Origin of the sequence: Bacillus sp. Hm123, from assembly GCF_051842975.2 — a bacterium.
Lineage (GTDB): Bacteria > Bacillota > Bacilli > Bacillales > Domibacillaceae > Bacillus_CE.
The window spans coordinates 2,188,472-2,212,516 of the sequence record NZ_CM200277.1; the positions used below are offsets into that span (position 1 = coordinate 2,188,472).

Genomic DNA, 24,045 nt, shown 5'->3' on the forward strand with positions numbered 1-24,045 from the left:
TTAAGCTTCCTCCTTTGGTTTTTTCGGCATGACGGCTACGCGATGGCTCGGTACATGTAGCACTCTTGTAACCGACTCAATGACCCATTTCTTCACTTGAATATTTTCTACTCCCTCCGCCACGACCAACACTCCACGTATTTCCGGCTTCTTCATTTCTAATATGACGGGAGCGTCCCCATGCTCTTCTTTCATCATCACTAATTCCTCTTCTCTCGTTTGATCAATGACGGTCCGTTCTCCACCCTTCTTATCCATTTCTTTCGTTTCTTGTGATTTGACAGCTGTGTTTTTTTCTAGCACTCTTTGTTCACTGGCTTCTATATTGACTACAACTGTCACATTACTGACACCAGCCATTTCCTCAAGCGCAGATTGTAGTTTTTTTTCATATTCTTGCTCGTAGTCGCTTGTTGAGGATTGAATCGACGAATTTTTTTGTTCGGATGCTTCTTCACCATTAGTTTGATGCCCTTGATTGATCACAGGTATGTCTCCTCTTTCCTTCAAGTCACTAAACAACATCATGCCCATGCCTAGGATAGCGACAATCACCATCCATTTTGCCTTATTTGTTGATTTCTCCTCTCCGCTTTTTTTAGATGGAATTAAGGACTGAAGCCGTTCTAACAGATTTTTCCGATCACTCAAGGCTGTCCCCCTCCTCTACCATATGAATATTCAGTTGCTCGGTCGGAATATTCCACTTTTTCGAGAGAAAATCGATGAGTGACTCGTCTTCCTTCCGATCTACTTGTAATGTGGAAGGTGAATCGATCACGACTTCATCTACTGTCATAGCCGATGTATTCTTGTCCATAGAAGCCATATATACATCTACTTGTGCAATATCTTCAGGGGCATATTCTCCCCAATTGTGAACCTCAATATTTAAATCTATTATTTTCTTTTGAAATTGATTCTTTAATTCATCTTCCACTTGAGTACGTAGCTGCTGTTCAGCATTTTTCAATATATACAGTTGTTTCGTCGACTCTAAGCGACCTTGTTTGACCGTCAACTCCTGTTCTAGCTTTTCATCCGTTGTCTGCTGATCAATCCAGTCATACAGCTCTTGCTCCATGTCGATAGAAAACAATGTCCACATCGGCTGAAGCATCACTAGTAATAACAGCAAGCCCATCACGACCCTTGCGTATTTTTGAAATGAAGACGTAGGTAATAGCATGTCCACTACAGCAGCAAGGAGAATAAAAGCTAACACATTACCGAGCCAGTCCATTATATAAGCCATTCTTCTCGGTCCCTTCTTTAACGAATCATCATGGCTAAATTGCTTGCAGATACGAGAATGACAATGGATAAAAAGAACATGAAGGAGACAATCACGAGAGCGGCTAACACATAGGTCATATTTTTGCTGATGATGTCGAGACAATTGACGACCACTTTGTCTCCAAGCGGTTGTAGTATCGCTGCTGAGATTTTATAGATCATAATTAGGACAAAGATCTTTAAAGCTGGAAAAGCGATAATTAATAACAGCATTCCTGCTCCTGCAAGGCCGAGCGTATTTTTCAATAATAAGGAGGCGCTCATCACTGTATCCGCAGCTTCCGTAAACATCCTGCCAACGACAGGAATAAAATTTCCGGCAAGGAATTTGGCAGCTCGAATCGCTAGTCCGTCAGACACAGCGGCTGCTGTTCCTTGAATGGAAATAACCGCTAAATAAATCGCCATAAACACGCTGAGCAAACCGATACTAAAGCGCCGAAGTAGATCGGCAAGCTTCGTCGCTTGATAATATTCAGAAAAAAGACTTACTAAGCTAATAAGCGTGGCAAAAAACAACAGAGGCAACACGACTTTTTGAATTAATATCGCGCTAATATTCATTAAAAAAAGTAAAAATGGGTGAAACAGCGTAGCTGAAACTACTCCTCCAGTTGTGGCTAATAGAGCGAGAAGGATCGGAACAAGCGCGAGCAAAAATTGAATCATTCCATCCACTGCTTCGATGGCATAATCCATCGTTAAGCGAAAACTATTTAAAGCGATAATCATCAGCACCATTAACACGATGCCATAAGCCGTCTTACTAACTACTCCTTGCTCAAAGGCATTTTGGAGAATTTGCAGAAAGACAGAAAACACCGTTAACAAAATTAGAGTTCCGAGCAGTTTGCCATTAGCCGTCAATTCATGAAAGACGAAAGAAGCTAATCCTTTTACCCATTCACTTAACGAAACGGACTGTCCACCTTCTAATAGACTCGGTAATGGTCCTCGCTTTGCTTCCGGCAAATATTGTCCGTACGTTCTTACAATGTGATCCCATTGAGCGGACAGATCCTCTAGTCCTAAATGCTGTAATTGCTCTTTCGCCATTCCACCTAAATCAAGTGGCTCCTCCTCACCCTCTGCTTGTACACTATAAGAGGCTGATGCAATCAGAATGAAGAACAAAAGAGCGAACTTTAACCGTTGCTTCATACACATCCACCACCATCAGTCATGCTTTTGTTAATTCGGTAGCATCGACAAAATTGTTTCAATTAACAGGGTTAAAATCGGAACAGCCATCGATAAAATAATGACCTTGCCTGCTAGCTCCATCTTCGTTGCTAGTGCTTCTTGACCAGCATCCTTTGTCATTTGTGCAGCGAATTCGGCAATATAAGCAACACCAATAATTTTCAACATCGTTTCGACATACACAAGCTCCACTTCCGCACGAGCAGCCAGCTTCTTAATCATCAAAACCACCTCGGCGATTTGATCCGCTAAAAACAAAAATAGGCTACTGCCGACAAACAGTACGAGCACAAAAGTAAAGGCGGGCTGATGCTCTTCCAGTAACAGAGCAAAGAATACAGCAACAAGAACTATTGCGGCTATTTGAATAATTTCAATCGTATCCCTCTCCCGTCATTGAAATAAAAATACATCTTTAATTTTATTAAACAAATCCTCCACGACCGTCGCTACTAAAAATAAGACGTAAATAAACCCAAATAAAGTAACCCACTGAGCGTACTCTTTTTTTCCTACTTGCTCTAAAATCGTATGGAGGAAAGCCACGATCAAACCGACGCCGGCTATTTTGAATATCATTTCCACTTCAATGCCCAATTGTTCTCCTCCTTCTCTGCTATAAAAGTAGCAGAACGATAAATAAGCCACCGATAATACTTAAATTTCGATACAGCTTTCCATAACGTTTATATGCTTCAGCCGCCTCTTGCTCTTGACGTTCTAAATGAGTGAGCGTCAGCAAAATTTGCTTTTGTTCGGTTAGTCGATCATGTCGGCCCACCGTCTCCCCAAACTCCAATAAAATCGATCGTTCCTCCTCTTTTAATTCCATTCGTGACCAAATATCCTGTAAGCTTTTTCTCCAAGCCGCTTGCGCATCCATTTCAGTTGTTGTCAATAGTTGAGCAAAGGAGGAAAAGAGAGTAGCAATCGGCTGTGGCAAGCGCTCAGATAATTTTCTAGCTGACTCATATAAAGGGGTATGTCCATACACAATTTCTGCTTCTAACGATTGCAAAGCCGACTTTAACAATCGAATCTGTCGTGGTCGCTCACTTAGCTTCCGTCCTTGCTCCATCCCTATCCAGCAAGAGCCTAGTAAAATGAAAAGTGCTCCGATCCACTTCACAGGGCTTCCCCTACTCTCACGGCTAACTTCTTGCCATTTTGATCGAGAATATGAAATATCCGCTCCCCGTCTTGAAACGCTAGCTCAATAAACCGTTCAAAAGCACCATTTTGAATCATTTTTTCGATCATCGGCCTTTTAGCTACCTCTTTTAAGCTCATTCCATGGACGGTCGCCATTAAAGTAATACCAGCATTCACTGCTTCCGCAACGGCCTGTCCATCTTCTTCTCTTCCGATTTCGTCAGCAATCAATACATCCGGGCTCATTGAGCGAATCATCATCATCATTCCCTCTGCTTTCGGGCACGCATCAAGAACATCCGTGCGACTCCCTACATCCAGCTGAGGAATCCCTTTAACACAACCAGCAATTTCTGAACGTTCATCCACGATTCCCACTTTCACTGGAGATAAGTTCATTGCTTGCTCCCCGCTAGCGGCGACTCTTGCGATATCTCGAAGTAACGTTGTTTTCCCTGCTTGTGGGGCACCGATGATCAATGTACTTTTCCATCGATCTTTATAAAGAGCCGAAATGAACGGCTTAGCCACTCCAATTTTTTGGCGAGCGATCCGCAAGTTAAAAGACGAGAGATGACGAATCGCCTTCACTTTCCCTCGTTCTAAAATGACCTTTCCTGCGAGACCCACTCGATGACCGCCTTCGATTGTTAAATACCCACATCTCAATTCTTCATCTAGAGCATAAAAAGAGTGCTGACTCAGCTTATTCATCAAAGCTTGTCCTTCCTCTGTTGTCACAATATGAGGCAAAAAGAACACTTGTCGAGCAATGATTTCTAACGGCTGATTCATTCGGATTCTGATTTCTTCCATCTCATTTTTCACTTGGGACGGCAAGCATTGAATAACTTCCTTTAATGTCGGCGGCAAATAAGATAGAATCGTATCGATCATGATTTCCTCCTTCTCCTCCCTTTTTATTCAATGTATGTTTTTCCGCTCAAGTTATGCCGTTCACGCTAGCTAAAAAACAAAAAAAGACCGGCAGCAGCCAGTCATTCATGCTTATTCATTTCGATTCCATTTCTTGTTACTCCCTATTACACTACAAAAAAGCTGTCCCTACATAGAGGAACAGCCTTCTTAAAACTTATGCACGTGAAACGTAGCTTCCGTCATCCGTGTTCACGATTAATACATCGTCTTCGTTCACGAAGAAAGGAACTTGAACAACTAAGCCTGTTTCTACAGTTGCTGGCTTCGTACCACCTGAAGCAGTGTCACCTTTAATGCCTGGCTCTGTTTCAGTTACTTTTAGTTCAACTGTATTCGGTAATTCCACACCAAGTGTTTCTGTTTGATACATCATGATGGAAACTTCCATGTTTTCTTTCAAGAATTTCAATTCGTATTCGATTTGCTCAGCTGGTAGTTCGATTTGCTCGTATGATTCATTATCCATGAATACGTGCTGATCGCCATTTGCATATAAGTATTGCATTCTGCGATTGTCAATTTGAGCTTTCGCTACTTTTTCACCCGCACGGAATGTTTTTTCTTGAATGGCACCGTTACGAAGGTTACGAAGCTTAGAACGAACAAATGCCGCTCCTTTTCCTGGCTTTACATGTTGGAATTCAACGACGCGCCAAATGCCGCCGTCCACTTCAATTGTTAGTCCTGTGCGAAAATCATTTACTGAAATCATTTTGTAAATCCTCCATTATCATTAAAGAATGATTAAGTCTTTAGTAGAATGTGTGAGCGGTTCATTTCCATTTTCCGTGATGATCGTATCATCTTCAATACGCACACCGCCTACTCCCGGCAAATAAATTCCCGGCTCGACTGTCACAGCCATGCCCGGGGTTAATACCATTTCTGAACGGGAAGAAAGATTAGGTCCTTCGTGCACTTCAAGGCCGATCCCGTGACCGGTTGAATGCCCAAAATATTGGCCATATCCAGCTTTCGTTATATGATCACGCGTAATCGCATCCGCTGCTTTCCCCGTCATCCCCGCCTTGATTTCATTCATACCTTTCAACTGTGCTGCTAACACAATATGATAAATATCTTTCATCTGATCAGATGGTTCACCCACTGCAATGGTGCGAGTAATATCCGAAACATAGCCTTGATAATAGGCGCCATAGTCAAGTGTGACCATATCGCCTTTTTCAATCACCTTATCGCTCGCTACTCCATGAGGTAGAGCGGAACGTTTACCTGAGGCTACTATTGTATCAAAAGATGAAGATGTCGCGCCACACTTTCTCATAAAGAACTCGAGTTCATTGGAAACCTCAAGCTCTGTCTTCCCTGGTTGAATAAATTCAAGAATATGCTCGAATGCCGCATCGGCAATAGCGGCCGCTTCCTTTAATATCTTAATCTCTGATTCGCTCTTAATCAAGCGCAATTTTTCAACTAATTCACTAACAGGAACAATCTCTGTTTTGACGAGCCCTTGAAGGAGTTCATAAGACTGAAACGTCATGTACGCTTTTTCAAAACCGAGTCGATTCACCCCTAATTCTTTCGCTTGATTGGCGATTTCTTCATAAATGGTTCCTTCATGCTTCACAATCCGAAAGCCGTCTGCCTGCTTTTGCGCTTGTTCCACATAGCGGAAATCGGTAATAAACGCCGCTTGATCCATTGTGACTAACGCCGCTCCAGAAGAACCAGTAAAATCCGTTAAATAACGGCGATTGTATGGGCTCATCACGAGCAATCCATCAATCCCTTCTGCTTGCATCATAGTACGAAGCTGATTTAATTTGATCATTTTTCGCTCTCCCCCGTTTTATGTATTAACGCTTGTAAAGCCAGCTCATACCCGATCAATCCCAAACCTGCGATTTGCCCACTAGCGACTGGAGCAATCACCGATTGATGACGGAATGACTCCCGTGCATGAATGTTACTAATATGCACTTCAATGACTGGAATCGAAATGGACGCTACCGCATCGCGCAGTGCGTAGCTATAGTGCGTGAATGCTCCCGGATTAAAAATAATCCCGTCCACTCCTTCATCCGCAGCCAAATGAAGACGATCGATCAGCTCTCCCTCATGGTTCGATTGAAAAGTGGAAAGCGCTACGTCCGCTTCCTTCGCTTTAGAAATCAAGCGATTTTCAAGTTCCTCTAAAGTAACGGCTCCGTAAATATCCGGCTCTCTTTTTCCGAGTCGGTTTAGATTAGGCCCGTTTAATAATAGAATATTCTTCATACTTTCCCTGCCCCCGAATATAGTTACAAGAACATTCTAACATATTTATTTTACTAATAACTACTTACTCGGTCTCTTCTGCCTGAACATTCATCCGTTTATGATGTTCATAACCATAGGAGATGGAATAACCGATAAACAAACCATATAGAAGAAGAAGGCAAATCGTCGTGATTAATGTATCGTTGTTCATCGTTCTCCACCACGGGATCGCTGGATAAATCGAACGAAGCACGACAAAGAAGATCACCCATAAACTAGCACCGTACATCACTCCGACCCACATCGACTTCTTTCTTCGGAATAAGGCGTAATAAATGAAAGCTAGGATAAGCGAGCAAATGATATAAAATAAAATGCTCATCCCCACGTTTAAATACGTCTTTTTAAATTCTGTTACATGCATATATTTTAATACGGCGTTCGGATTGAAACTAATAAAATTAAAATAGGCAACAAATTGAGCGATCGCTCCCCAAAATAACCCTCCATAAAAACCAATAAGAATAACATTTTTCAGCGGAAAATGAATCTCTTTCGCTTGTTTCACGTCTTTTTCCATCATGCACCTCCACCTTCACGAATAACAAACTTTCAGAAAGCATTTTTGTTGAGTGATTCAGCTTTTATTTTTTCTAAATAACGGCTAAAATATGTATATAAGCTTTATCTTTAATTTAATGAAAGAAGGTATCCCATGAGTGAACAAAAGCCAGTTTATGGCGGTCAGGCAGTTGTAGAAGGCGTTATGTTTGGCGGAAAGCATCACACCGTGACCGCTGTCCGTAAAAAAGACCAATCGATCGCCTATTATCATTTACCGAGAAAAACAAATTCATCGCTTCGAATATTTAAAAAAATTCCATTTGTTCGAGGGATCTTTGCGATTTTAGATGCGGCGGCGAACGGATCGAAGCATTTAAATTTCTCTCAAGAACAATATGATTTTGACGCGGATGAAGCAGATGCTAAGAAAAATACAGAGCCATCTAAACTGGCTATGGTTCTAGGAGTAGCAGCCATTGGAATCCTCTCTTTTTTATTTGGGAAATTCGTCTTCACTTTAGTCCCTGTCTTTTTAGCGGAATCTACTCGCTCAATCTTTTCAAGTGATATGGAACAAATTGTAATCGAAGGTGTATTCAAACTTATTTTGCTATTAGTGTACATTTACTTAATTTCTTTAACACCAATGATTAAAAGAGTATTCCAGTATCATGGGGCTGAGCATAAAGTGATTAATGCGTATGAGAATAACCAAGCGTTAACAGTCGAAAATGTGCAAGCAGCTTCTCGTCTCCATTACCGTTGTGGCTCAAGTTTCATTTTATTTACAGTCATTGTCGGCATGTTTGTGTATACACTAGTGCCAACTGAACCATTATATGTGAGAGTACTCAATCGAATCGCTCTCATTCCTGTCGTTCTTGGTATCTCTTTTGAAGTGCTTCAGCTTACGAATAAACTGCGTGACGTTCCGGTATTACGTTTTCTCGGTTATCCTGGCTTGTGGTTGCAATTGCTAACAACGAAAGAACCGACAGATGATCAAGTCGAAGTAGCGATCGCCTCATTTGAAAAATTAATAAATTTTGAGGAAAACACACAAAAAGGATTAAACACCGAGGAAATTGTCTAATATGTAATTAACAGCTTGTTAGGAGGTGGCTTTATTGACAACTCGTACAGTCATTACCTTTTCATTAATTGCACTCGCTGCTATTGGGCTCGTTTCCATGTTGTTTAATGCCCCTGGAGCTCTAGCTCGGCAGCTGATTATCGCAGCAGTAACTGTAGCCGTTATTGTGTTAATCTATCGCCTCATCATGAGAAAGCGGTTAGGTGGCAATGGTGAAGATCGAGCGTTTGCAAAAGCCGCTAAACAATCGAAAAGACGATTGAAAAGCCGGCAAAAAACACCTCACCCCTCCACTCCAGCTACAAAAAAGAAACCTTTAAGACGAAAATCATCTGCTCATTTAACGGTGATCGAAGGAAAGAAAGGCAAAAAAAATAACCGGGCTTCTTCGTAAAACCCGGTTATTAATAACTCCAGCGCTTAAAAAACGCCTTAGCATGATCACGTCCTGTTTGAATAAGGACGTCTTTTTTTTCGTCTGTTAAGTTAAAGTCGGTAATCGCCGTTTCCTGCACTGGAATAAAGAGAATATTGCTTTCATGTCTCCTTGAAATATAGCGGGCATCGTGAGCATCTTTCATCGTATGAAACAAAGCGCCAAATAAATCGATTCCTGTTTTCACTTGTCGCGAGACTCCTGTTGTTTTCGTCATCAATTTCACGCCAAGGACCGGGCGCATCAGCTTTTTGTCTGCCTCATCAAACAGCCAAATAGGGAAGTTACTCAACACGCCACCATCGACCGTTAACGCTCGGCCATTTAATTTCACCGGCTGAAAAAAATACGGGATCGTACAGCTCATTCGAACAGCTCGTGCCACTGAAAATGCAAGTGGGTCTTTATTATAAGAAGGCAAATCATCCGGAATGACGAGCAAGCGACCATTGGTAATATCCGATGTCACAACACGTAACGCTTCTGGTGGAAGGTCCCCAAATGTTCGTATTCCTTTTTGTTCAAGTCTCGTCTCTAGCCACTGTTCAAGCTTCTTTCCTTTATATAAACCGAGCTGAAAATAAAGCTTCATCCACTTCAAAAAGGGGAAGTCAAACATGACATCATCCAATAACTGCTTTTCGTTTACTTCCATCACCATTCGCTTCAGTTCGTCACTGGAATAACCAGCGGCGATAAAAGCGGCAATAATCGCTCCTGCACTCGTACCGGCTAAACGAACAAAGGTTAAGCCTCTTTGCTCGATCTCCTCAAATGCACCGACTAGCGCAAACCCTTTAATTCCCCCACCCGAAAACACCCCATCGATCTTCATCACTCCCTCACCTCTCCCACTTACGCCTGATTGTTATATGTGTAAGCAAGGAAAAGTTGTCCTAGAAGTGGAAATTTGAGTGACTCAATCATTACGCAAAAAGTGGCCACCAATCCAAAGATTGATAGCCGCCTTCTTATCTATTTTACAAACCACATTTCAGCTGAGCGCCGCAATTTGTACACGTATTACAGCCGCCCATTTCTTCTACTGTTCCTTTGCGACAAACGGGACAAGTGTTGCCGACTTCACTACCGATCGTCACATTCGTTGAACGAATTTCTTGAATCGTGTCAACGAGAACAACATGGTTTTCATGTTCTTTTGTTTTCGTTTCTGTTTCCTCGAAATCATTTTCTTCTGCTTTTAGTGTAAGCACTTGGGAATCACGGCTTCCATCAACATATACCGTACCACCCTTTGCTCCGCCTTTATAAAGACGCTCATACACTTGCTCGACTTGTTCTACCGTGTAGCCGCGCGGTGCGTTCACTGTTTTGGAGATCGAACTATCGATCCAACGTTGAATCACGCATTGTACATCCGCATGTGCTTCTGGAGACAAGCTCATCGCCGTCACAAACCATTCAGGCAACTGATCAGAGTCTGCCTCTGGATGACGATCTAAATATTCTTTAACAATATCCGCTTTCACTTCAATAAACTTCCCTAAGCGACCGCTTCGGTAGTAAGTGAAAGAGAAGTATGGTTCTAAACCTGTTGACACGCCGACCATTGTTCCAGTACTCACGTTTGTTACTCTCCTTTATTTAGGAGGGTGGGGATTATTAGTACCCACTCCATACGTCGCCATATGGGTCAGACTATATCATCAACCGAATGTTTGATTAAATTTGCTAGGATGATTATCACCTGAATGAATCACTCGATGACATGGCTCACAAACACTGACTAAATTATTTAGTTTATTAGCCTCCATGTAATCATCGAATACAGAAAATGGGATGATATGGTGGACAGATAGTTCTTGTCCATATTCCATTTCAGGAATCCCGCATTTTTGACAGATAAATTCATCACGCTTCCTAGCTGCTCGCCTTTGCGCTAACCAATTGGCACCATAATATGTTATTTTACCGCCTCTCCAAGTACCACTTTTTTCTCCTGTAAAAAGCTTTTTCTCGGTATAGTATGTTGCCATACAATCAACGGTACAAAAATTTATTTTTTTTATGTTACTAGGCTTTTTTATAATTGGTTGTTCGCAATGCGCACACTTCACCGTTATTTTTTTTGAAAGTTTTTGTTTTGCTCTCTTACCATTAGCCTTACCTAAACAGCTTTTAGAACAATATTTCGCATTCTTTCTGCTGTTAATCACTTCAAATACTTCCTCACATTCCTCACATTTAAGAGGAATTCGGTCTCTTTTTGGTCCGGGTTTTTCAATTTCTCTTTTATAATGTGCATTACATTCCTTGTTGCAAAAAAAGTTTTTTTGTTTATCTATTTCACACTTTTTCCTAATTAAAGTAGATTTACAATAACTACACAGTACTTTTTCTTTTCTACTTAAATGTTGAAACGAAACCGGATTTTTACTTTGGTAAGCACCTTTACACTTTCTTGAGCAAAACTTTTTTCTTTCAAAACCACTTGGCTTAACTTTCATAACGGTTGAGCAGTTCAAACATTTTTTCTCCAGTCTAATTCACACCTTTACATCTTTATAATCCATGAATTAAGTAACTAGATTTATCGGTTGTCGTACGTTTAGTCGTTGAGGGGTCAGCCACGACTTCCCTGCGGATTGTCTGCATCTTTTGATTTTTACCTTTTCGTGGTGGCAAAGCACAGGTACAAAAGAATTCTCAGAGTTTCCCGCATATAGTACGATTTACACCATGTGATTACTCACACGGGGGGCAATATTATTTACCCGTTGGAGCAACAGTCAGTAAGTGCGAGTTGCGGATTCCGTTTTCAAGAATCGCTGCACGCACATCTTCAGGCATTTTTTTCATATAGCCTGTTTCAATAAAGGCTTGTCTTAAACGATTCGTTTCTTCTTCTGTTTCCCCTTGAAGGAATGGGAAACTTCCTTTTTCTTTCGCTAATTCAACGGATTCTTTATAAGCAGTAACCGCAATCGCTTCGAATACTTGATCCACTAGTTCATTACCTTCTGGTGAACCGTATTCTTTCTCACAATAGATCAGTAAATCCGCAAGCCCCATAACTCCTAGGCCGACACGACGCTCACCTAATGCTTGCTTTTTATTCTCATCAAGGAAGTATGGTGTCGCATCAATGACATTATCTTGCATGCGCACGCCCACAGCTACCGTTTGTTTTAGTTTTTCAAAGTTTACCGTTTTTGTTTCCTTATCTGCCATTTCCGCTAAGTTCACGGCAGCTAAATTACAGACAGAAAACGGTGCAAGTGGTTGTTCCAGTAGTTTGTTATCCTAAAGGCTTTTTATCCTCTAGTTCTTACAGTTCATCTTCCTGTAAGCTCAGCATACATTTTCATTACACTTGATTTTGTGTAATGTTGCGGTCTCGTGGGCACTTAAAAACTTTTAAGTGGTCAGATTCTTTCTGACAGCATTATATTCTTCAACAATAACCCCTGTATCTTCTTACACCTCTTTCGCTTCTATTCAACAGTATAGCTATTTCTTTTGTTGATAGTCCATCTCGATACAGTTGAGCAATTTTTGATTTTTCCTCTTCAGTAATAACAGGTTTATATTTGCTTCTTTTTATTGGTTGTATTTGATTTCTATTGAGTATAGTTTTAACCGTTGGATGTGTTACTCCCAATATTAAAGCAATTTCTCGTAAGGATTTCCCCTCATCTATCCATTTAAGAATTGACGTTTCTTTTTCTAACAACACTGGTTGGCGTTTTGCTTTTTGTCCGCCCTCAGACAAGTTATATCCATTTGGATATAGCGTATCAAGCTTTTGGATATAATCAATCTCTTTTTCATTTAATTTTTCTTCTGGAATATTGCTCTCCAAAATAGTAAATTCAAATGATTTTTCCCCATATTTTCTTATGGCTTTTGAAATTAATTGATTTTCATTGGTTTTTAAAAGCTTTAAGTGTTGTTTAAATCTATCTTCTGGATTTTGGATAGTCTGGCCAATATAACATTTTCCTGTTATAAAATTTCTAATTAAATAAATTGAACCTGTCATAGCTTTATGAAGAGGTTATTGTTGAAGTTTCAGCTCCTATGCGTTGCCCCTGACTAAAATTTTACCTTTAGCCTTCGGTTCGGATCAGCTTCTCAGCCTTCCCGCTTTATCCCGCAATGTTTTACGTGAGGCAAACTATTCACCACACGGATTTGTCGCAACAACTTGTTGCCCATATGCTTTCGCATTCGTCATTTCGTTCGCATTATCGATGAAGAAAATGCCTGGTTCAGCCGAGTATGTGGCACAAATATTGATCAAGTTCCAAAGTTCACGCGCTTTGATCTTTCGGTAAGTTCGCACCGCATGTCCTTGTTTTTTCCACTCGCGTACATCGCCAACTTTATGCCAGTTTTCGTTATAATATTGCATTTCCTCTTTATTGTACGTTTCTACAGCTGGGAAGCGCAATTCGTATTCTACATCTTGTTCCACTGCTTCCATAAAATCATTCGTTAAGCAGATGGAAATGTTCGCACCTGTTAAAAACTCTGGGTGGTGTACCGTGTACGTTCCACCTGTACGTAATTTTTCCTCAGCATCTGAAATGATTTCAGGGCTGAAACCGCCATAACCAGGAATGCTTTTGTAATTGACCACTCCTTGGTACATCGCTGATTCACGCTCAGACAATGGCTTAAAGTTCAGTTTTTCTTGCGCTGCTTTTTTAATTTGTTCGTCTTCTGTATTTTCAATTAAGAAGCGTAAAATACGCGGATTCTGCATTTTTGAAATAATGAATTCAACAATATCAGGGTGCCACAATTATACCGTCCTTTTCAGGATACTTTAACTCTGCTTATGCAGACGGAATAGACTATATCATCACCCTCAGCTTGATCTGTTAGGGGCCGGGCGCTTCGGAAAAAAATATTTCCCTACTCTACTTCCATTCCATTCGAATGTTTTCGATAGTCGTTGAACCTTCACCTATACGGCGCTTGGCTGCAGATTGTCCAATGCAATTAATTTTTTAGCATTCACGCTCACCGTTTCCAGTCACGTTGTAGCTTAATTGCCTCTCAGGATTTCCCTGCAATTCACCCGGTTTTCTAATCGTTCATTCTCTGAACAACGCGGACTAGCATTTGGATAAATTGTTCTTCTTTTCCGTATGTTCCCCAAAAGAACATTTGTTCCTAATTAGAGGATAACGGAAAAACAAACAACTTTCAACTTTTTAATCCGCCAACATAATCATCTGTGCTCCACGCTTTTTTGTTACTCTCTCTTTTTAAGAGGGCTAGGTCATTTCTGCCCAGCTCTCATGCTTTCACATGAGATCAGACTATATCATCAAAGAAGAAAATTTAAGCTCTTCTTTGTCTTGCGCCCCATAGCGACGTTGCCGTTTACTATGGTTTACTCCTTCCTTAGCTTTCACTTTCTTCACCAGCCAGTCTGTTGATTTTCACTTAAACCTTAGGAAGTTTCAATAGTCGTTGAACGTTGACCTTTGTTTCCAAAGATCCTTCGCTGCTGATCGCCCAATCCTTATTTTTTTTAACCTTCACGCTCATCGTTTCCGATCACGTTGTAGTAAATAAGGCTCTCAGGGTGTCCCAGCAATTCGCAAGATTTTACTCCCGCCGTTTGGAGACTGTTTAACGGGACCCACCTTGCTCCACAAGATGTGTAAGCTTAGCGATATCATCTAGCCAAGAGACTGATCCGGAAGATTTTCCGTTAACTCCTTTAGCTAGTGTGTTACGCGGGCGTAGTGTTGAACCGTTTGTTCCTACTCCACCGCCGCGGCTCATGATTTCCATTACTTGCTTGCGATGTTCGGAAATGCCTTCGCGTGAATCTTGAACGAACGGCATGACATAACAGTTGAAATAAGTTACGTCTGTCGCCGCACCCGCTCCATATAGAACTCGTCCCGCTGGAATAAAGTTCAAATGAACCAATTCATGGTAGAATTTCTCAAACCATTCTTTTTGCTTTTCCTCTGTTTTTTCAACGGAAGCCAGACCTGTCGCATTACGTTTAGCAATTTGCTCGTAGAAAATTTCCAACGGCTTTTCGATCACATCGAGAGAACGGCAAACAATACCTGTTTCTTGTTCTTGTGGATCATCAAGTGCGCTGCGGAATTCCTCATCAACTAGCACTTCTGCTTTCTTTTCTTCCCAGTCAATGCTTACGATGAAGCCAACACCTCGCGCGGGAAATTTCGGGTCTGCCTTAACTGTTAACACAACAAAATCGCCTTCTGTTAAAGTGACCTTTTCTGTATCTTTAAACGAATAGCGATCAATCATCACGAGGCGTGAAACCCCTTTATGCGTAATATTCATGTCAGAGGTCACAGGATGAACCTGCGGAAAAACGCTAATGTCTTTGTTTAATCTGTCAATGTTGATAGACATATTCTTTACAGACGTAACTGACATATCTACAACTCCTTTTCTATACTTTTTCTTGGTAGTTCTTAGTAGTTCTTAAATGTATACCCATATATTTTGATAAAAAACTAGAACAAACACAATATATTGTGTTTGTTCTAGTGATTTCATTACTACATATTGAGTTAAAAATATTTTTTTGTCAAGCGACAAAACGGCTGTATTCGCCGAAAAAAATGAGAGATCATCAGAAAAACAAGCGATAATCGGATGAAAAGAATAATTTTAAAGGTTGCATCAAAACAAAACCTTTGTTCGTATTCAAAAAATGCGACACCATTACTTATCTCCTGAAATTCCACTCATTTGACTCATAACGCTCTTTCGCTATTTTTTCGATAGAAGCGGACTGTTCATCCGTCAACTCAAGCGGCTCTAATTCAATGCCTAACCCATCTTCAAAGCCTTGTTTAAATGCAACACGAGCCATATCTAATGTAATGCTTTTTGGACTAATGCTGTTAATCGCTACCGCTTTATTTTTAAATGCGGTTTGCATTCTTTCTTTAACACGTTCATTCGGGTAGTTAAACAGACTAAATAGCTTATCTTCATCAAGGTCTAACAAGATCGAGCCATGCTGTAAAATAACACCCTTTTGCCTTGTTTGGGCGCTTCCAGCAATTTTCCGCCCTTCTACTACAAGCTCATACCAGCTCGGTGCATCAAAACAAACCGAAGAGCGCGGATTTTTCAAACCGTTTTTCTCCTCTGCCGTTTTAGGCACAGCGAAATAAGCTTCCAATCCAAGATGGTGGAACCCTTTTAATATCCCTTCAGAAATGACACGATAGGCCTCTGTCACACCCGTAGGCATGTTCGGATGCTCTTCAGAGACAATTACACTATACGTTAATTCGTGCTCGTGAAGAACGCCTCTGCCGCCTGTCGGACGACGCACAAAGTCAAGCCCGTGTGCCTTGACCGCTTCCATATTGATTTCTTTCTCCGCTTTTTGGAAATAACCAATTGATAATGCGGCTGGCTCCCAACCGTAAAAACGGATCAATGGTGGAATCTTTCCTTGACTATGCCAATCGAGTAATGCTTCATCCATCGCCATATTATAACTAGCAGAGCGACGGCCAGAATCAATAAACTTCCATACTTCTTTTTTCATTATCCATGCACGCCTTTTTCGTTTGTAAATTCCCTCATACAGTCTATCAAATACTGAGCAAAAAACAAAGACTTATTCAAAAATGAAACGGTTGCTTTCATTTCTTTTGATTCTTCATGAAGGCAAGTTTATAATAGATAATGTTGCAATTTTACTTGAAAGGGGTGTATACGTTGCTGTATACCATTGCTGCCATTTTAGGCGCCATTATTTTGTACACTTTATATATGTATTTTTCCCAGAAAAAAGCGGTCACACCACTTTCTCAGGAAGAGTTCATTAAAGGCTATCGTAAAGCTCAGTTGATTGATGTTCGTGAGCCAAATGAATTTGAAGCCGGCCATATTTTAGGCGCTCGTAATATTCCGATGAGCCAATTAAAGACGCGCATGGAAAACGAGATTCGTCCTGACAAACCGGTTTATCTTTATTGCCAAAGCGGAATGAGAAGTGGGCGCGCGGCCATGACATTACGCAAAAAAGGATACAAAAATATTAGCCATCTTGAAGGCGGCTTCAAGAAATGGACTGGAAAAATAAAGAGCAAATAAAAAACTGCCCTCCCGAGGCAGTTTTTTATTATAATTAAGCGTTTTGCAACGCTTTTTCATAGCGAAGAACCGGTTTGCGTGCCGCCATTGTTTCATCTAGGCGACCAATGACGGTCGTATGAGGCGATTCTTGCACAATTTCTGGATTTTCTTCTGCTTCTTTCGCAATTTGAATCATCGCATCAATAAAGGCATCTAACGTTTCCTTCGATTCTGTTTCCGTTGGCTCGATCATAATACATTCCTCTACATTCAACGGGAAATAGATCGTTGGTGGATGATAGCCAAAGTCAAGCAGACGCTTCGCAATATCGAGTGTTCTTACCCCAAGCTTTTTCTGACGTTTTCCGCTTAACACAAACTCATGCTTACAATGGCGATCAAACGGCAAGTCAAAATATGGAGCTAAACGACGCATCATATAATTGGCGTTTAATACGGCATATTCCGTGACCGCTTTTAATCCATCAGGACCCATTGAACGAATATACGTATACGCTCGAACGTTAATACCGAAGTTTCCGTAGTAAGGCTTCACGCGACCAATCGCTTGCGGACGATCGTAATCGAATTTGAATGTCTCGCCTTCTTTCACAAGCACAGGCTTTGGTAAAAACGGAATTAAGTCTTCCTTCACCCCAACAGGGCCTGAACCTGGGCCACCGCCACCATGAGGGCCAGTGAAGGTTTTATGAAGGTTTAAATGGACGACATCGAAGCCCATATCTCCAGGACGCGCCTTCGATAAAACGGCATTTAAATTGGCTCCATCATAATAGACTTTCCCGCCCACACTATGAATAATTTCAGTCATTTCTATAATATTTTCTTCAAATAATCCGAGCGTATTTGGATTCGTCAACATTAACGCGGCTGTTGTTTCATCGACGACACGCTTTAAATCTTCAATATCTACTAAACCGTCGTCGCCAGATTTTACAGTCACCGTTTCATAACCAGCTACGGTCGCAGATGCCGGGTTCGTTCCGTGAGCTGAATCTGGAACAATCACTTTCGTCCGTTGGAAGTCACCATTTGCTTCGTGGAACGCACGAATGAGCATTAGTCCCGTCCATTCTCCTTGCGCTCCGGCCGCTGGTTGTAACGTCACTTCATCCATTCCCGTAATTTCTTTCAAATGCTCTTGAAGATCATACATTAATTCAAGCGCACCTTGCACCGTCTCTTCTGCCTGAAGCGGGTGAATATGCGCAAAGCCGTCAAAACGAGCAACATCTTCATTAATTTTTGGGTTATATTTCATCGTACAAGAGCCAAGTGGATAAAATCCCGAGTCCACTCCATGGTTTCTTTTCGATAACGCTGTGTAATGACGCATAATATCAAGCTCAGACACTTCAGGAAGCTCCGGCTCTTCCTCACGCACATATCTAGCAGGTAAAAGATGGGATAGATCTTGTTCAGGTACATCTAATTCAGGTAAACTGTAGCCGATTCGGCCCGGTTGAGACATTTCAAAAATAAGCAATTGATCGTTGTTATTCATGGCTATCCCCCAATTCTTTTGCAAGTAATTCAATTTCTTCTCTCGTCCGCAATTCTGTCACCGCAATCAGCATGCAGTTTTCAAGACCTGGATACGTTAAACCAAGGTCATAACCGCCAATGATGCCTTTTTCAAATAAGCGCTGATTCACTTCTTTAATCGGTTGAGGCAAACGAACAACAAACTCGTTAAAAGTCGGTGCAGAAAACACAATCTCTACTCCGTGCTGTTTTAATGTATCTTTTGCAAAATGGGCTTTTTGTAAATTTTGGATCGCGATTTCTTTGATCCCCTTTTTCCCTAAAGCGGTCATCGCCACGCTTGCTGCTAGTGCATTCAATGCTTGATTCGAACAAATATTAGACGTTGCTTTATCACGGCGAATATGCTGCTCACGTGCCTGTAATGTCAGCACAAACCCACGGCGCCCTTCATCATCCTGTGTTTGCCCGACAAGACGCCCCGGCACTTTACGCATCAGTTTTTTCGTTACAGCGAAGTAACCACAGTGCGGTCCACCAAAGCTTGCAGGGATACCGAATGGTTGCGCATCACCGATGACAATATCAGCTCCAAACTTCCCAGGAGGTGTTAACGCACCGAGTGAAAGTGGATTAGCAGAGACGACAAATAATGCTTTATGTTCATGAGTGATTTTCTCTACATCAGGCAATGACTCAATCGCTCCGAAAAAGTTCGGATATTGGACAATCACGGCTGCCGTTTCATCATCAACAAGAGCTTGTAATTGATTAAGATCTGTCACTCCATCTTTATGAGGAATTTCTACTACTTCAATGTTTTGACCTTTCGCATATGTTCTCAACACGTCGCGAGATTCTGGATGAACCGTTTCCGATACAAGAACTTTCTTCCGCTTTGTCTGTCCAGCACTAAGCATCGCCGCTTCTGCTAACGCGGTGCCACCATCGTACATCGAAGAATTAGCCACATCCATACCCGTTAGTTCACAAATCATCGTTTGAAATTCAAAAATCGCCTGTAACTCCCCTTGAGAAATTTCCGGCTGATATGGTGTATAAGCTGTATAAAACTCTGAACGTGAAATGACATGATCAACAATGGACGGTGCGTAATGATCGTAGACACCGGCACCTAAAAAGGAAGCGTATTGTTTTGCGTGAGCGTTTTTGGCAGCGAGTGTGCTCAGCTCTTTTTTCAACGCAGGTTCAGCTTTTGCCTCTTTAATTTTGTATAGTCCTTGAAAGCGCACCTTTTCTGGAATATCTGCAAATAATTCATCAATCATCTTAACGCCAATCGTTGAAAGCATTTCCTTTTGATCAGCCTCTGTCATTGGTAAGTAACGATGCTTCATTATTTCATCCCCTCTCCTAATCCTTTAGTTTGAACGTTTATAAAATGGTGTCTTCACCGTTTTAGCTGCTAGCTTTTTGCCGCGAATTTCCACAAATACGTCTGTGTCGATGGACGTATATTCTGCTTTTAATAAAGCAACCCCGATATTTTTCTTTAATGTTGGTGATTGTGTACCTGTCGTGACAAAGCCAAGCTCTTCACCACTAGCGGAGTACACAGCATAACCGTGACGCGGAATCCCGCGGTCGATCATTTCAAGCCCGACGAGCTTACGAGCTGGACCGTTTTCTTTTTGAGCCGTTAATGCTTCGATTCCGATAAAAAAGTCTTTGTTCGTTTTCACTGCAAAGCCAAGGTTTGCTTCAATCGGTGAAATGTCTTGCGATAACTCCTGCCCATATAAAGCAAGGTTTGCTTCAAAACGAAGTGTGTCACGAGCACCTAATCCACAAGGGACGACACCATCTTCCTTCCCTACTTCAAGAATGTCCTGCCATAGTTTAGCAGCATGATCGCTTTCGCAATAAATTTCAAAGCCATCTTCTCCTGTATAGCCTGTGCGAGAAATGAGAGCTGATCCCCCTGAAATATTGACGGCTTGACGGAATTTGAAAAATGTAATGTCGCTTAAATCGGTTTCTTTTACAAGCTTTTGAAGTACCTTTTCTGCTAAAGGTCCTTGCAAGGCAAGCTGCGCCCAATCATTAGACACGTTTTTAAGCTCCACTTCTCCCTCTTCGTGCTGCTTCAACCACTCAAAATCTTTTTCTGTATTCGCGGCGTTCACAACAAGTAAATATTCTTCTTCATCTAGCATATAAACTAGCAAGTCATCTATCGTTCCGCCATTTTCATAGCACATTGCTGTATAGATCGCACCATTAGGCTTCAATTTGGAAAGGTCATTCGTCATCATTTTTTGAAGATACGCAAGTGCATCTTTTCCTTTAACCGTGATCTCTCCCATATGAGATACGTCAAACAATCCCGCTTTCGTTCGGACCGCTTCATGCTCTTCCTTAATACTTGAAAACTGAACTGGAAGCTCCCATCCACCGAAATCGATCGTTTTTCCACCATACGGCTTGTATGCTTCAAATAGTGGCGTACGTTTTAAGTCTCCCATTAACCTTCCTCCTTGATTATTGATTTTCGTGTGACACCCAGCGCTGTTTCCATCTTCATTTAGGATTTTCCATAAAAAAAGACAGAGAACAGCTTATAAAAGTTGTTCTCTGTCCTTGAACCTGAAAGTTTACCCTGAATGAACAGGCTGTCTTCTTTGGTGGTTTCGTTAACGAAACACTCTCCAGAGGTGCGTCCAGCAAGAGTTCTTTTGCCTGAGAGATTCACAAATGACTTGTTTGCTCCTTCGGCGCCGCGTATCCGGTCTCTCCCCTTGCTTTCATTCGCAATATTAAATTAAAAAATGGGCATACTATGAACACTCGCATATAAAAATCGACTATTGTTCGTCTTTTACAAAATGACATAATATTTTGTTCCCTTACATCCTACCATTAACGATGAGGTTTCCGCAATCATTTTTATAAAGGAGTTTTGTAGATGAGTGTAGATATATTGTTTAATAACGCTTGGGGTGAGGAGCTTGAGAAAAGATTCAATCAAGATGGACCATGGGGAAGCTGGCCACTCTTCCAATCAGCGTTCAAAATGGAAACACGAATGTTAATCAATGATTTCGAAGGATTGTTAGCCCCTGACTTTTTACCAGACCTGACTGCCTTGCCTCACCAGCTCGAAACGGCTAGAAAAGTGATTGAAGAAATGAATGGAAAAGCGATTTTAGCAGATGAAGTCGGTCTTGGAAAAACAATTGAAGCTGGGCTGATCCTTAAAGAGTATTTAATTCGTGGCTTGGTTAAAAAGGTATTAATTTTAACCCCCGCTTCCCTCGTCTCACAATGGGCAAGTGAAATGAATCATAAGTTTTATATTCCGGCCATTGCTCAAAAGAAATCCTATGCTTGGGATCAATACGATATTGTCATCTCCTCGATTGATATGGCTAAAAGAAGCCCTCATCAAGAGAAAATTTATGAGCAAGAATATGATTTAGTTATTATCGATGAGGCTCATAAATTAAAAAATCATAAAACGAAAAACTATCAATTTGTGCGGCATTTAAAAAAGAAGTTTTGTTTATTATTAACGGCTACGCCGATACAAAATCGCCTAGATGAAATGTTTCATCTCGTTTCTTTATTAAAACCCGGCCATTTAGGGAGTGAGACACAGTTTAGTGAACAGTTTAAAAAAGGCGATCGCCAAGTGCAGAATCACCGACAGTTAATGAAACTGATGGATAAAGTGATGGTTCGTCATCGCCGGCAAGATACAGGGGTCGAATGGACAGCAAGAAAAGTCGAGAACATTCAAGTGGAATTCACTCCACAGGAACGTGCTCTTTATGAATCCCTTGAGCATTTTGTCCGCGAACATCCAGAACAGATAGGAAGCGCATTTTCCTTGCTCACTTTACAGCGGGAAGCTTGCAGCAGTAAAGAAGCCGTATTCTATACATTAAAAAATATGGCTACGCAATGGGGAGATCAACTACCTGAAAGCTTTCATGGCATACTATCGGCTATTGAAGCTGTCTCTCAAAATTCCAAAGCCGTAAAAGCATTGGAGCTCGTACAATCGATCGATGATAAAGTCATTATTTTCACCGAGTACCGAGCGACGCAAATGTATTTACAGTGGTTTTTTAAACAGCATGGCATAAGCTCTGTCCCTTTTCGCGGTGGATTTAAACGCGGAAAAAAAGATTGGATGAAGGAGTTATTCCAAAATCATGCTCAAGTATTAATTGCAACAGAGGCCGGTGGTGAAGGACTCAATCTTCAGTTTTGCCATCACTTAATTAATTTTGATCTCCCGTGGAATCCGATGAGACTGGAACAACGAATTGGACGGATTCATCGCTTTGGTCAAACAAAAGATGTCCATATATACAATTTTTCGATTAAAGATACAATTGAAGATCGTATTATGCAGCTATTGTATGAGAAGATTCGTTTATTTGAGCAAGCGATCGGAGAGTTGGATGATATTTTAACAAAAATGGAGATCCCTAATATGCAAGAGCATTTAACAGATATTTTCCAACATTCGAAAACAGAAGGCGAGTTGCAAATTAAAATGAGAAATTTTGAGGCGGCCTTTGAACTGGCTAACGAGTGGAAAAAGGAGGAGGAAATCCGTGCAAACGAACGAAATTCATCAATTTCTTGAACAGTATTTTACAGTGGGAGAATGTTCGATCTTAGAGAAAACAGCTTGTTCACTAACGGTCAAGCTGACACCTGACTTGGACAAGGAGCTAATGAATCGTCCTTTTTATTGGCATTACATCGAGAAAACAGGCTTAGTCGGCGAACCGCTTTCTTTAACGCTCATTACTAATCAAAAAGAGGCTTCAAACGAATTGAAAGGAGAAGTCGTTCATTTCGGAGCGCCACGCCTGCAACAGATTTTTCAATCAGCTAAACAGCGCGCAGGATTTGTCCGCCTTTATGAACAGCAAACACCCCACCGTCAACAAGCTCTTCATCCTTGGCTATTAATTAATGTAAAAGTATGTTATGAGACGGATCGCAAGAAGGAGCAGTTCCATTCATTCGGACTTAATTTAATCAACGGACAAATTCAAGAGCAGTTCATGAACATACTGGAACGAAAATCTCTCTCAGGAAAAATTCCCGATTTCTCCTTTACCATTGCTCCTTTAATCAAGCCGTTAAGCGGGGTTCGACGAATTCATCAGTTTTTAGACGACCGCTTAAAAAATGAGGATCAGCAATGGGCACAGAAAGCAATCAATAGATGGGAAGAGGATTTGGCCTTGTTACATTCATTTTACGAGGAAGAAGAGGAAAAGCCTGAAGCGTTCTTCCTCGAAAAAGCCGCCTTAAAAAAGCGCTATGAACCGAAAATTAAAATAGACATTGTAAATGGCGGAATCATTTATTTGACTCCGCCACATAGTTGACTATGAACTTTTTCGAAACAGTTCACGCACCGCCCAAGGTAACACACCGAACCACCTAGATGCAAAGGCTGGTCGCTCCGTTTTCCTACGCTGACGCTTTTGTTTTCTCTCTTGTTTTGGTTCATTTAAATAAGATAGTGTGCTTTGCGTACAATAACGAATAACTTCATAGATAGACAAGCGACTAACACCTC

Annotated in this window: 24 protein-coding genes, 4 pseudogenes and 2 riboswitches; of the genes and pseudogenes, 5 read left to right on the plus strand and 23 right to left on the minus strand. The window is 41.2% G+C overall.

The genetic code is table 11. The features are described from left to right. The 11 genes from spoIIIAG to ACSVDJ_RS11380 form a co-directional block, all read right to left on the minus strand. Nucleotides 1-651 carry a stage III sporulation protein AG gene (gene spoIIIAG / locus ACSVDJ_RS11330; RefSeq protein ID WP_439168832.1) on the minus strand — a complete coding sequence of 217 codons (651 nt, stop codon included), beginning with the start codon at nucleotides 649-651 and terminating at the stop codon, nucleotides 1-3. Continuing rightward, a complete protein-coding gene (gene spoIIIAF, locus ACSVDJ_RS11335; RefSeq protein ID WP_439168834.1) occupies nucleotides 644-1,255 on the minus strand; it encodes a stage III sporulation protein AF in 612 nt (203 codons plus the stop codon). Before spoIIIAF ends, spoIIIAG begins: the two co-directional genes overlap by 8 nt. A 17-nt stretch (nucleotides 1,256-1,272) precedes the next feature. Continuing rightward, nucleotides 1,273-2,457 (minus strand): stage III sporulation protein AE, encoded by a 1,185-nt coding sequence (gene spoIIIAE, locus ACSVDJ_RS11340; RefSeq protein ID WP_439168836.1) that lies wholly within the window; start codon nucleotides 2,455-2,457, stop codon nucleotides 1,273-1,275. Nucleotides 2,458-2,487: 30 nt separating this feature from the next. Further along, nucleotides 2,488-2,868, minus strand: coding sequence for a stage III sporulation protein AD (gene spoIIIAD / locus ACSVDJ_RS11345; protein ID WP_439169093.1), 381 nt, complete (start codon nucleotides 2,866-2,868; stop codon nucleotides 2,488-2,490). 24 nt (nucleotides 2,869-2,892) lie between these two features. Then, nucleotides 2,893-3,078, minus strand: a complete 186-nt coding sequence (gene spoIIIAC, locus ACSVDJ_RS11350) for a stage III sporulation protein AC (protein WP_439169094.1) — start codon at nucleotides 3,076-3,078, stop codon at nucleotides 2,893-2,895. Between the two features lie 37 nt (nucleotides 3,079-3,115). Beyond that, nucleotides 3,116-3,628, minus strand: a complete 513-nt coding sequence (gene spoIIIAB / locus ACSVDJ_RS11355; RefSeq protein ID WP_439168838.1) for a stage III sporulation protein SpoIIIAB — start codon at nucleotides 3,626-3,628, stop codon at nucleotides 3,116-3,118. Continuing rightward, on the minus strand, nucleotides 3,625-4,545 hold the full coding sequence (spoIIIAA, locus tag ACSVDJ_RS11360; RefSeq protein WP_439169095.1) for a stage III sporulation protein AA: 921 nt from the start codon (nucleotides 4,543-4,545) through the stop codon (nucleotides 3,625-3,627). Before spoIIIAA ends, spoIIIAB begins: the two co-directional genes overlap by 4 nt. Before the next feature lie 199 nt (nucleotides 4,546-4,744). Continuing rightward, nucleotides 4,745-5,302 carry an elongation factor P gene (gene efp, locus ACSVDJ_RS11365; RefSeq protein ID WP_439168840.1) on the minus strand — a complete coding sequence of 186 codons (558 nt, stop codon included), beginning with the start codon at nucleotides 5,300-5,302 and terminating at the stop codon, nucleotides 4,745-4,747. 21 nt (nucleotides 5,303-5,323) lie between these two features. After that, nucleotides 5,324-6,385, minus strand: a complete 1,062-nt coding sequence (locus ACSVDJ_RS11370) for a M24 family metallopeptidase (RefSeq protein ID WP_439168842.1) — start codon at nucleotides 6,383-6,385, stop codon at nucleotides 5,324-5,326. Beyond that, a complete protein-coding gene (gene aroQ / locus ACSVDJ_RS11375; protein WP_439168843.1) occupies nucleotides 6,382-6,831 on the minus strand; it encodes a type II 3-dehydroquinate dehydratase in 450 nt (149 codons plus the stop codon). The genes ACSVDJ_RS11370 and aroQ overlap by 4 nt, the downstream gene beginning before the upstream one ends. Before the next feature lie 64 nt (nucleotides 6,832-6,895). Then, the gene (locus ACSVDJ_RS11380; RefSeq protein WP_439168844.1) at nucleotides 6,896-7,396 is read right to left on the minus strand and encodes a YqhR family membrane protein; all 501 of its coding nucleotides are present in this window, start codon (nucleotides 7,394-7,396) and stop codon (nucleotides 6,896-6,898) included. 132 nt (nucleotides 7,397-7,528) lie between these two features. Here ACSVDJ_RS11380 and ACSVDJ_RS11385 point away from each other — a divergent pair, with 132 nt between their 5' ends. Next, a complete protein-coding gene (locus tag ACSVDJ_RS11385; protein ID WP_439168845.1) occupies nucleotides 7,529-8,470 on the plus strand; it encodes a DUF1385 domain-containing protein in 942 nt (313 codons plus the stop codon). Between the two features lie 34 nt (nucleotides 8,471-8,504). After that, entirely contained in the window at nucleotides 8,505-8,864 is a 360-nt protein-coding gene (locus ACSVDJ_RS11390; protein ID WP_439168846.1) for an SA1362 family protein, read from the plus strand. Nucleotides 8,865-8,874: 10 nt separating this feature from the next. On the opposite strand, the gene ACSVDJ_RS11395 is transcribed toward ACSVDJ_RS11390, so the two are convergent. From ACSVDJ_RS11395 to lipM, 8 genes and pseudogenes are all read right to left on the minus strand, one after another. Continuing rightward, a complete protein-coding gene (locus ACSVDJ_RS11395; protein WP_439169096.1) occupies nucleotides 8,875-9,741 on the minus strand; it encodes a patatin-like phospholipase family protein in 867 nt (288 codons plus the stop codon). A gap of 145 nt (nucleotides 9,742-9,886) precedes the next feature. Then, nucleotides 9,887-10,489, minus strand: a pseudogene (locus tag ACSVDJ_RS11400) (ribonucleotide reductase barrel domain-containing protein); the annotation flags it as partial. 84 nt (nucleotides 10,490-10,573) lie between these two features. Next, complete coding sequence (locus tag ACSVDJ_RS11405; protein WP_439168848.1) at nucleotides 10,574-11,374, minus strand: HNH endonuclease; 801 nt, start codon at nucleotides 11,372-11,374, stop codon at nucleotides 10,574-10,576. 265 nt (nucleotides 11,375-11,639) lie between these two features. Then, nucleotides 11,640-12,155, minus strand: a pseudogene (locus ACSVDJ_RS11410) (ribonucleotide reductase barrel domain-containing protein); the annotation flags it as partial. 166 nt (nucleotides 12,156-12,321) lie between these two features. Then, nucleotides 12,322-12,909, minus strand: coding sequence for a GIY-YIG nuclease family protein (locus tag ACSVDJ_RS11415; protein ID WP_439168849.1), 588 nt, complete (start codon nucleotides 12,907-12,909; stop codon nucleotides 12,322-12,324). 138 nt (nucleotides 12,910-13,047) lie between these two features. Then, nucleotides 13,048-13,671 (minus strand): annotated as a pseudogene (locus ACSVDJ_RS11420) (ribonucleotide reductase barrel domain-containing protein); the annotation flags it as partial. A gap of 845 nt (nucleotides 13,672-14,516) precedes the next feature. Continuing rightward, nucleotides 14,517-15,305, minus strand: a pseudogene (locus tag ACSVDJ_RS11425) (ribonucleotide reductase barrel domain-containing protein); the annotation flags it as partial. Nucleotides 15,306-15,600: 295 nt separating this feature from the next. Further along, a complete protein-coding gene (gene lipM / locus ACSVDJ_RS11430) occupies nucleotides 15,601-16,437 on the minus strand; it encodes an octanoyltransferase LipM (RefSeq protein ID WP_439168850.1) in 837 nt (278 codons plus the stop codon). Nucleotides 16,438-16,664: 227 nt separating this feature from the next. Between lipM and ACSVDJ_RS11435 the strand changes: the two genes are divergently transcribed. Further along, on the plus strand, nucleotides 16,665-16,988 hold the full coding sequence (locus ACSVDJ_RS11435) for a rhodanese-like domain-containing protein (protein WP_439169097.1): 324 nt from the start codon (nucleotides 16,665-16,667) through the stop codon (nucleotides 16,986-16,988). A gap of 34 nt (nucleotides 16,989-17,022) precedes the next feature. On the opposite strand, the gene gcvPB is transcribed toward ACSVDJ_RS11435, so the two are convergent. Genes gcvPB through gcvT form a run of 3 tightly spaced genes read right to left on the minus strand, consistent with a single transcriptional unit; the run spans nucleotide 17,023 to nucleotide 20,962 of the window. Beyond that, nucleotides 17,023-18,495 (minus strand): aminomethyl-transferring glycine dehydrogenase subunit GcvPB, encoded by a 1,473-nt coding sequence (gcvPB, locus tag ACSVDJ_RS11440; RefSeq protein WP_439168851.1) that lies wholly within the window; start codon nucleotides 18,493-18,495, stop codon nucleotides 17,023-17,025. Then, nucleotides 18,488-19,834 (minus strand): aminomethyl-transferring glycine dehydrogenase subunit GcvPA, encoded by a 1,347-nt coding sequence (gcvPA, locus tag ACSVDJ_RS11445; RefSeq protein WP_439168852.1) that lies wholly within the window; start codon nucleotides 19,832-19,834, stop codon nucleotides 18,488-18,490. The genes gcvPB and gcvPA overlap by 8 nt, the downstream gene beginning before the upstream one ends. A gap of 24 nt (nucleotides 19,835-19,858) precedes the next feature. After that, a complete protein-coding gene (gene gcvT, locus ACSVDJ_RS11450) occupies nucleotides 19,859-20,962 on the minus strand; it encodes a glycine cleavage system aminomethyltransferase GcvT (RefSeq protein WP_439168853.1) in 1,104 nt (367 codons plus the stop codon). A gap of 107 nt (nucleotides 20,963-21,069) precedes the next feature. Then, a riboswitch (glycine riboswitch) is annotated at nucleotides 21,070-21,151 on the minus strand. A 3-nt stretch (nucleotides 21,152-21,154) separates the two neighbouring features. Beyond that, a riboswitch (glycine riboswitch) is annotated at nucleotides 21,155-21,245 on the minus strand. Between the two features lie 157 nt (nucleotides 21,246-21,402). On the opposite strand from gcvT, the gene ACSVDJ_RS11455 reads away from it, so the two are divergent. Next, on the plus strand, nucleotides 21,403-23,094 hold the full coding sequence (locus ACSVDJ_RS11455) for a DEAD/DEAH box helicase (RefSeq protein ID WP_439168854.1): 1,692 nt from the start codon (nucleotides 21,403-21,405) through the stop codon (nucleotides 23,092-23,094). After that, on the plus strand, nucleotides 23,063-23,851 hold the full coding sequence (locus tag ACSVDJ_RS11460) for a YqhG family protein (protein ID WP_439168855.1): 789 nt from the start codon (nucleotides 23,063-23,065) through the stop codon (nucleotides 23,849-23,851). The genes ACSVDJ_RS11455 and ACSVDJ_RS11460 overlap by 32 nt, the downstream gene beginning before the upstream one ends. On the opposite strand, the gene ACSVDJ_RS11465 is transcribed toward ACSVDJ_RS11460, so the two are convergent. After that, a complete protein-coding gene (locus ACSVDJ_RS11465) occupies nucleotides 23,852-24,031 on the minus strand; it encodes a YqzE family protein (protein WP_439168857.1) in 180 nt (59 codons plus the stop codon). Nucleotides 24,032-24,045 lie beyond the last annotated feature (14 nt).

Coding starts and splice junctions, on each gene's coding strand:
- ACSVDJ_RS11455 (WP_439168854.1), top strand. CDS start 21,403: ATGAGTGTAGATATATTGTTTAATAACGCTTGGGGTGAGGAGCTTGAG.
- ACSVDJ_RS11385 (WP_439168845.1), top strand. CDS start 7,529: ATGAGTGAACAAAAGCCAGTTTATGGCGGTCAGGCAGTTGTAGAAGGC.
- ACSVDJ_RS11395 (WP_439169096.1), bottom strand. CDS start 9,741: ATGAAGATCGATGGGGTGTTTTCGGGTGGGGGAATTAAAGGGTTTGCG.
- spoIIIAF (WP_439168834.1), bottom strand. CDS start 1,255: ATGGCTTATATAATGGACTGGCTCGGTAATGTGTTAGCTTTTATTCTC.
- efp (WP_439168840.1), bottom strand. CDS start 5,302: ATGATTTCAGTAAATGATTTTCGCACAGGACTAACAATTGAAGTGGAC.
- ACSVDJ_RS11405 (WP_439168848.1), bottom strand. CDS start 11,374: ATGAAAGTTAAGCCAAGTGGTTTTGAAAGAAAAAAGTTTTGCTCAAGA.
- ACSVDJ_RS11435 (WP_439169097.1), top strand. CDS start 16,665: ATGTATTTTTCCCAGAAAAAAGCGGTCACACCACTTTCTCAGGAAGAG.
- gcvT (WP_439168853.1), bottom strand. CDS start 20,962: ATGGGAGACTTAAAACGTACGCCACTATTTGAAGCATACAAGCCGTAT.
- gcvPA (WP_439168852.1), bottom strand. CDS start 19,834: ATGAAGCATCGTTACTTACCAATGACAGAGGCTGATCAAAAGGAAATG.
- aroQ (WP_439168843.1), bottom strand. CDS start 6,831: ATGAAGAATATTCTATTATTAAACGGGCCTAATCTAAACCGACTCGGA.
- gcvPB (WP_439168851.1), bottom strand. CDS start 18,495: ATGAATAACAACGATCAATTGCTTATTTTTGAAATGTCTCAACCGGGC.
- ACSVDJ_RS11415 (WP_439168849.1), bottom strand. CDS start 12,909: ATGACAGGTTCAATTTATTTAATTAGAAATTTTATAACAGGAAAATGT.
- lipM (WP_439168850.1), bottom strand. CDS start 16,437: ATGAAAAAAGAAGTATGGAAGTTTATTGATTCTGGCCGTCGCTCTGCT.
- ACSVDJ_RS11370 (WP_439168842.1), bottom strand. CDS start 6,385: ATGATCAAATTAAATCAGCTTCGTACTATGATGCAAGCAGAAGGGATT.
- ACSVDJ_RS11380 (WP_439168844.1), bottom strand. CDS start 7,396: ATGATGGAAAAAGACGTGAAACAAGCGAAAGAGATTCATTTTCCGCTG.
- spoIIIAC (WP_439169094.1), bottom strand. CDS start 3,078: ATGATATTCAAAATAGCCGGCGTCGGTTTGATCGTGGCTTTCCTCCAT.
- spoIIIAE (WP_439168836.1), bottom strand. CDS start 2,457: ATGAAGCAACGGTTAAAGTTCGCTCTTTTGTTCTTCATTCTGATTGCA.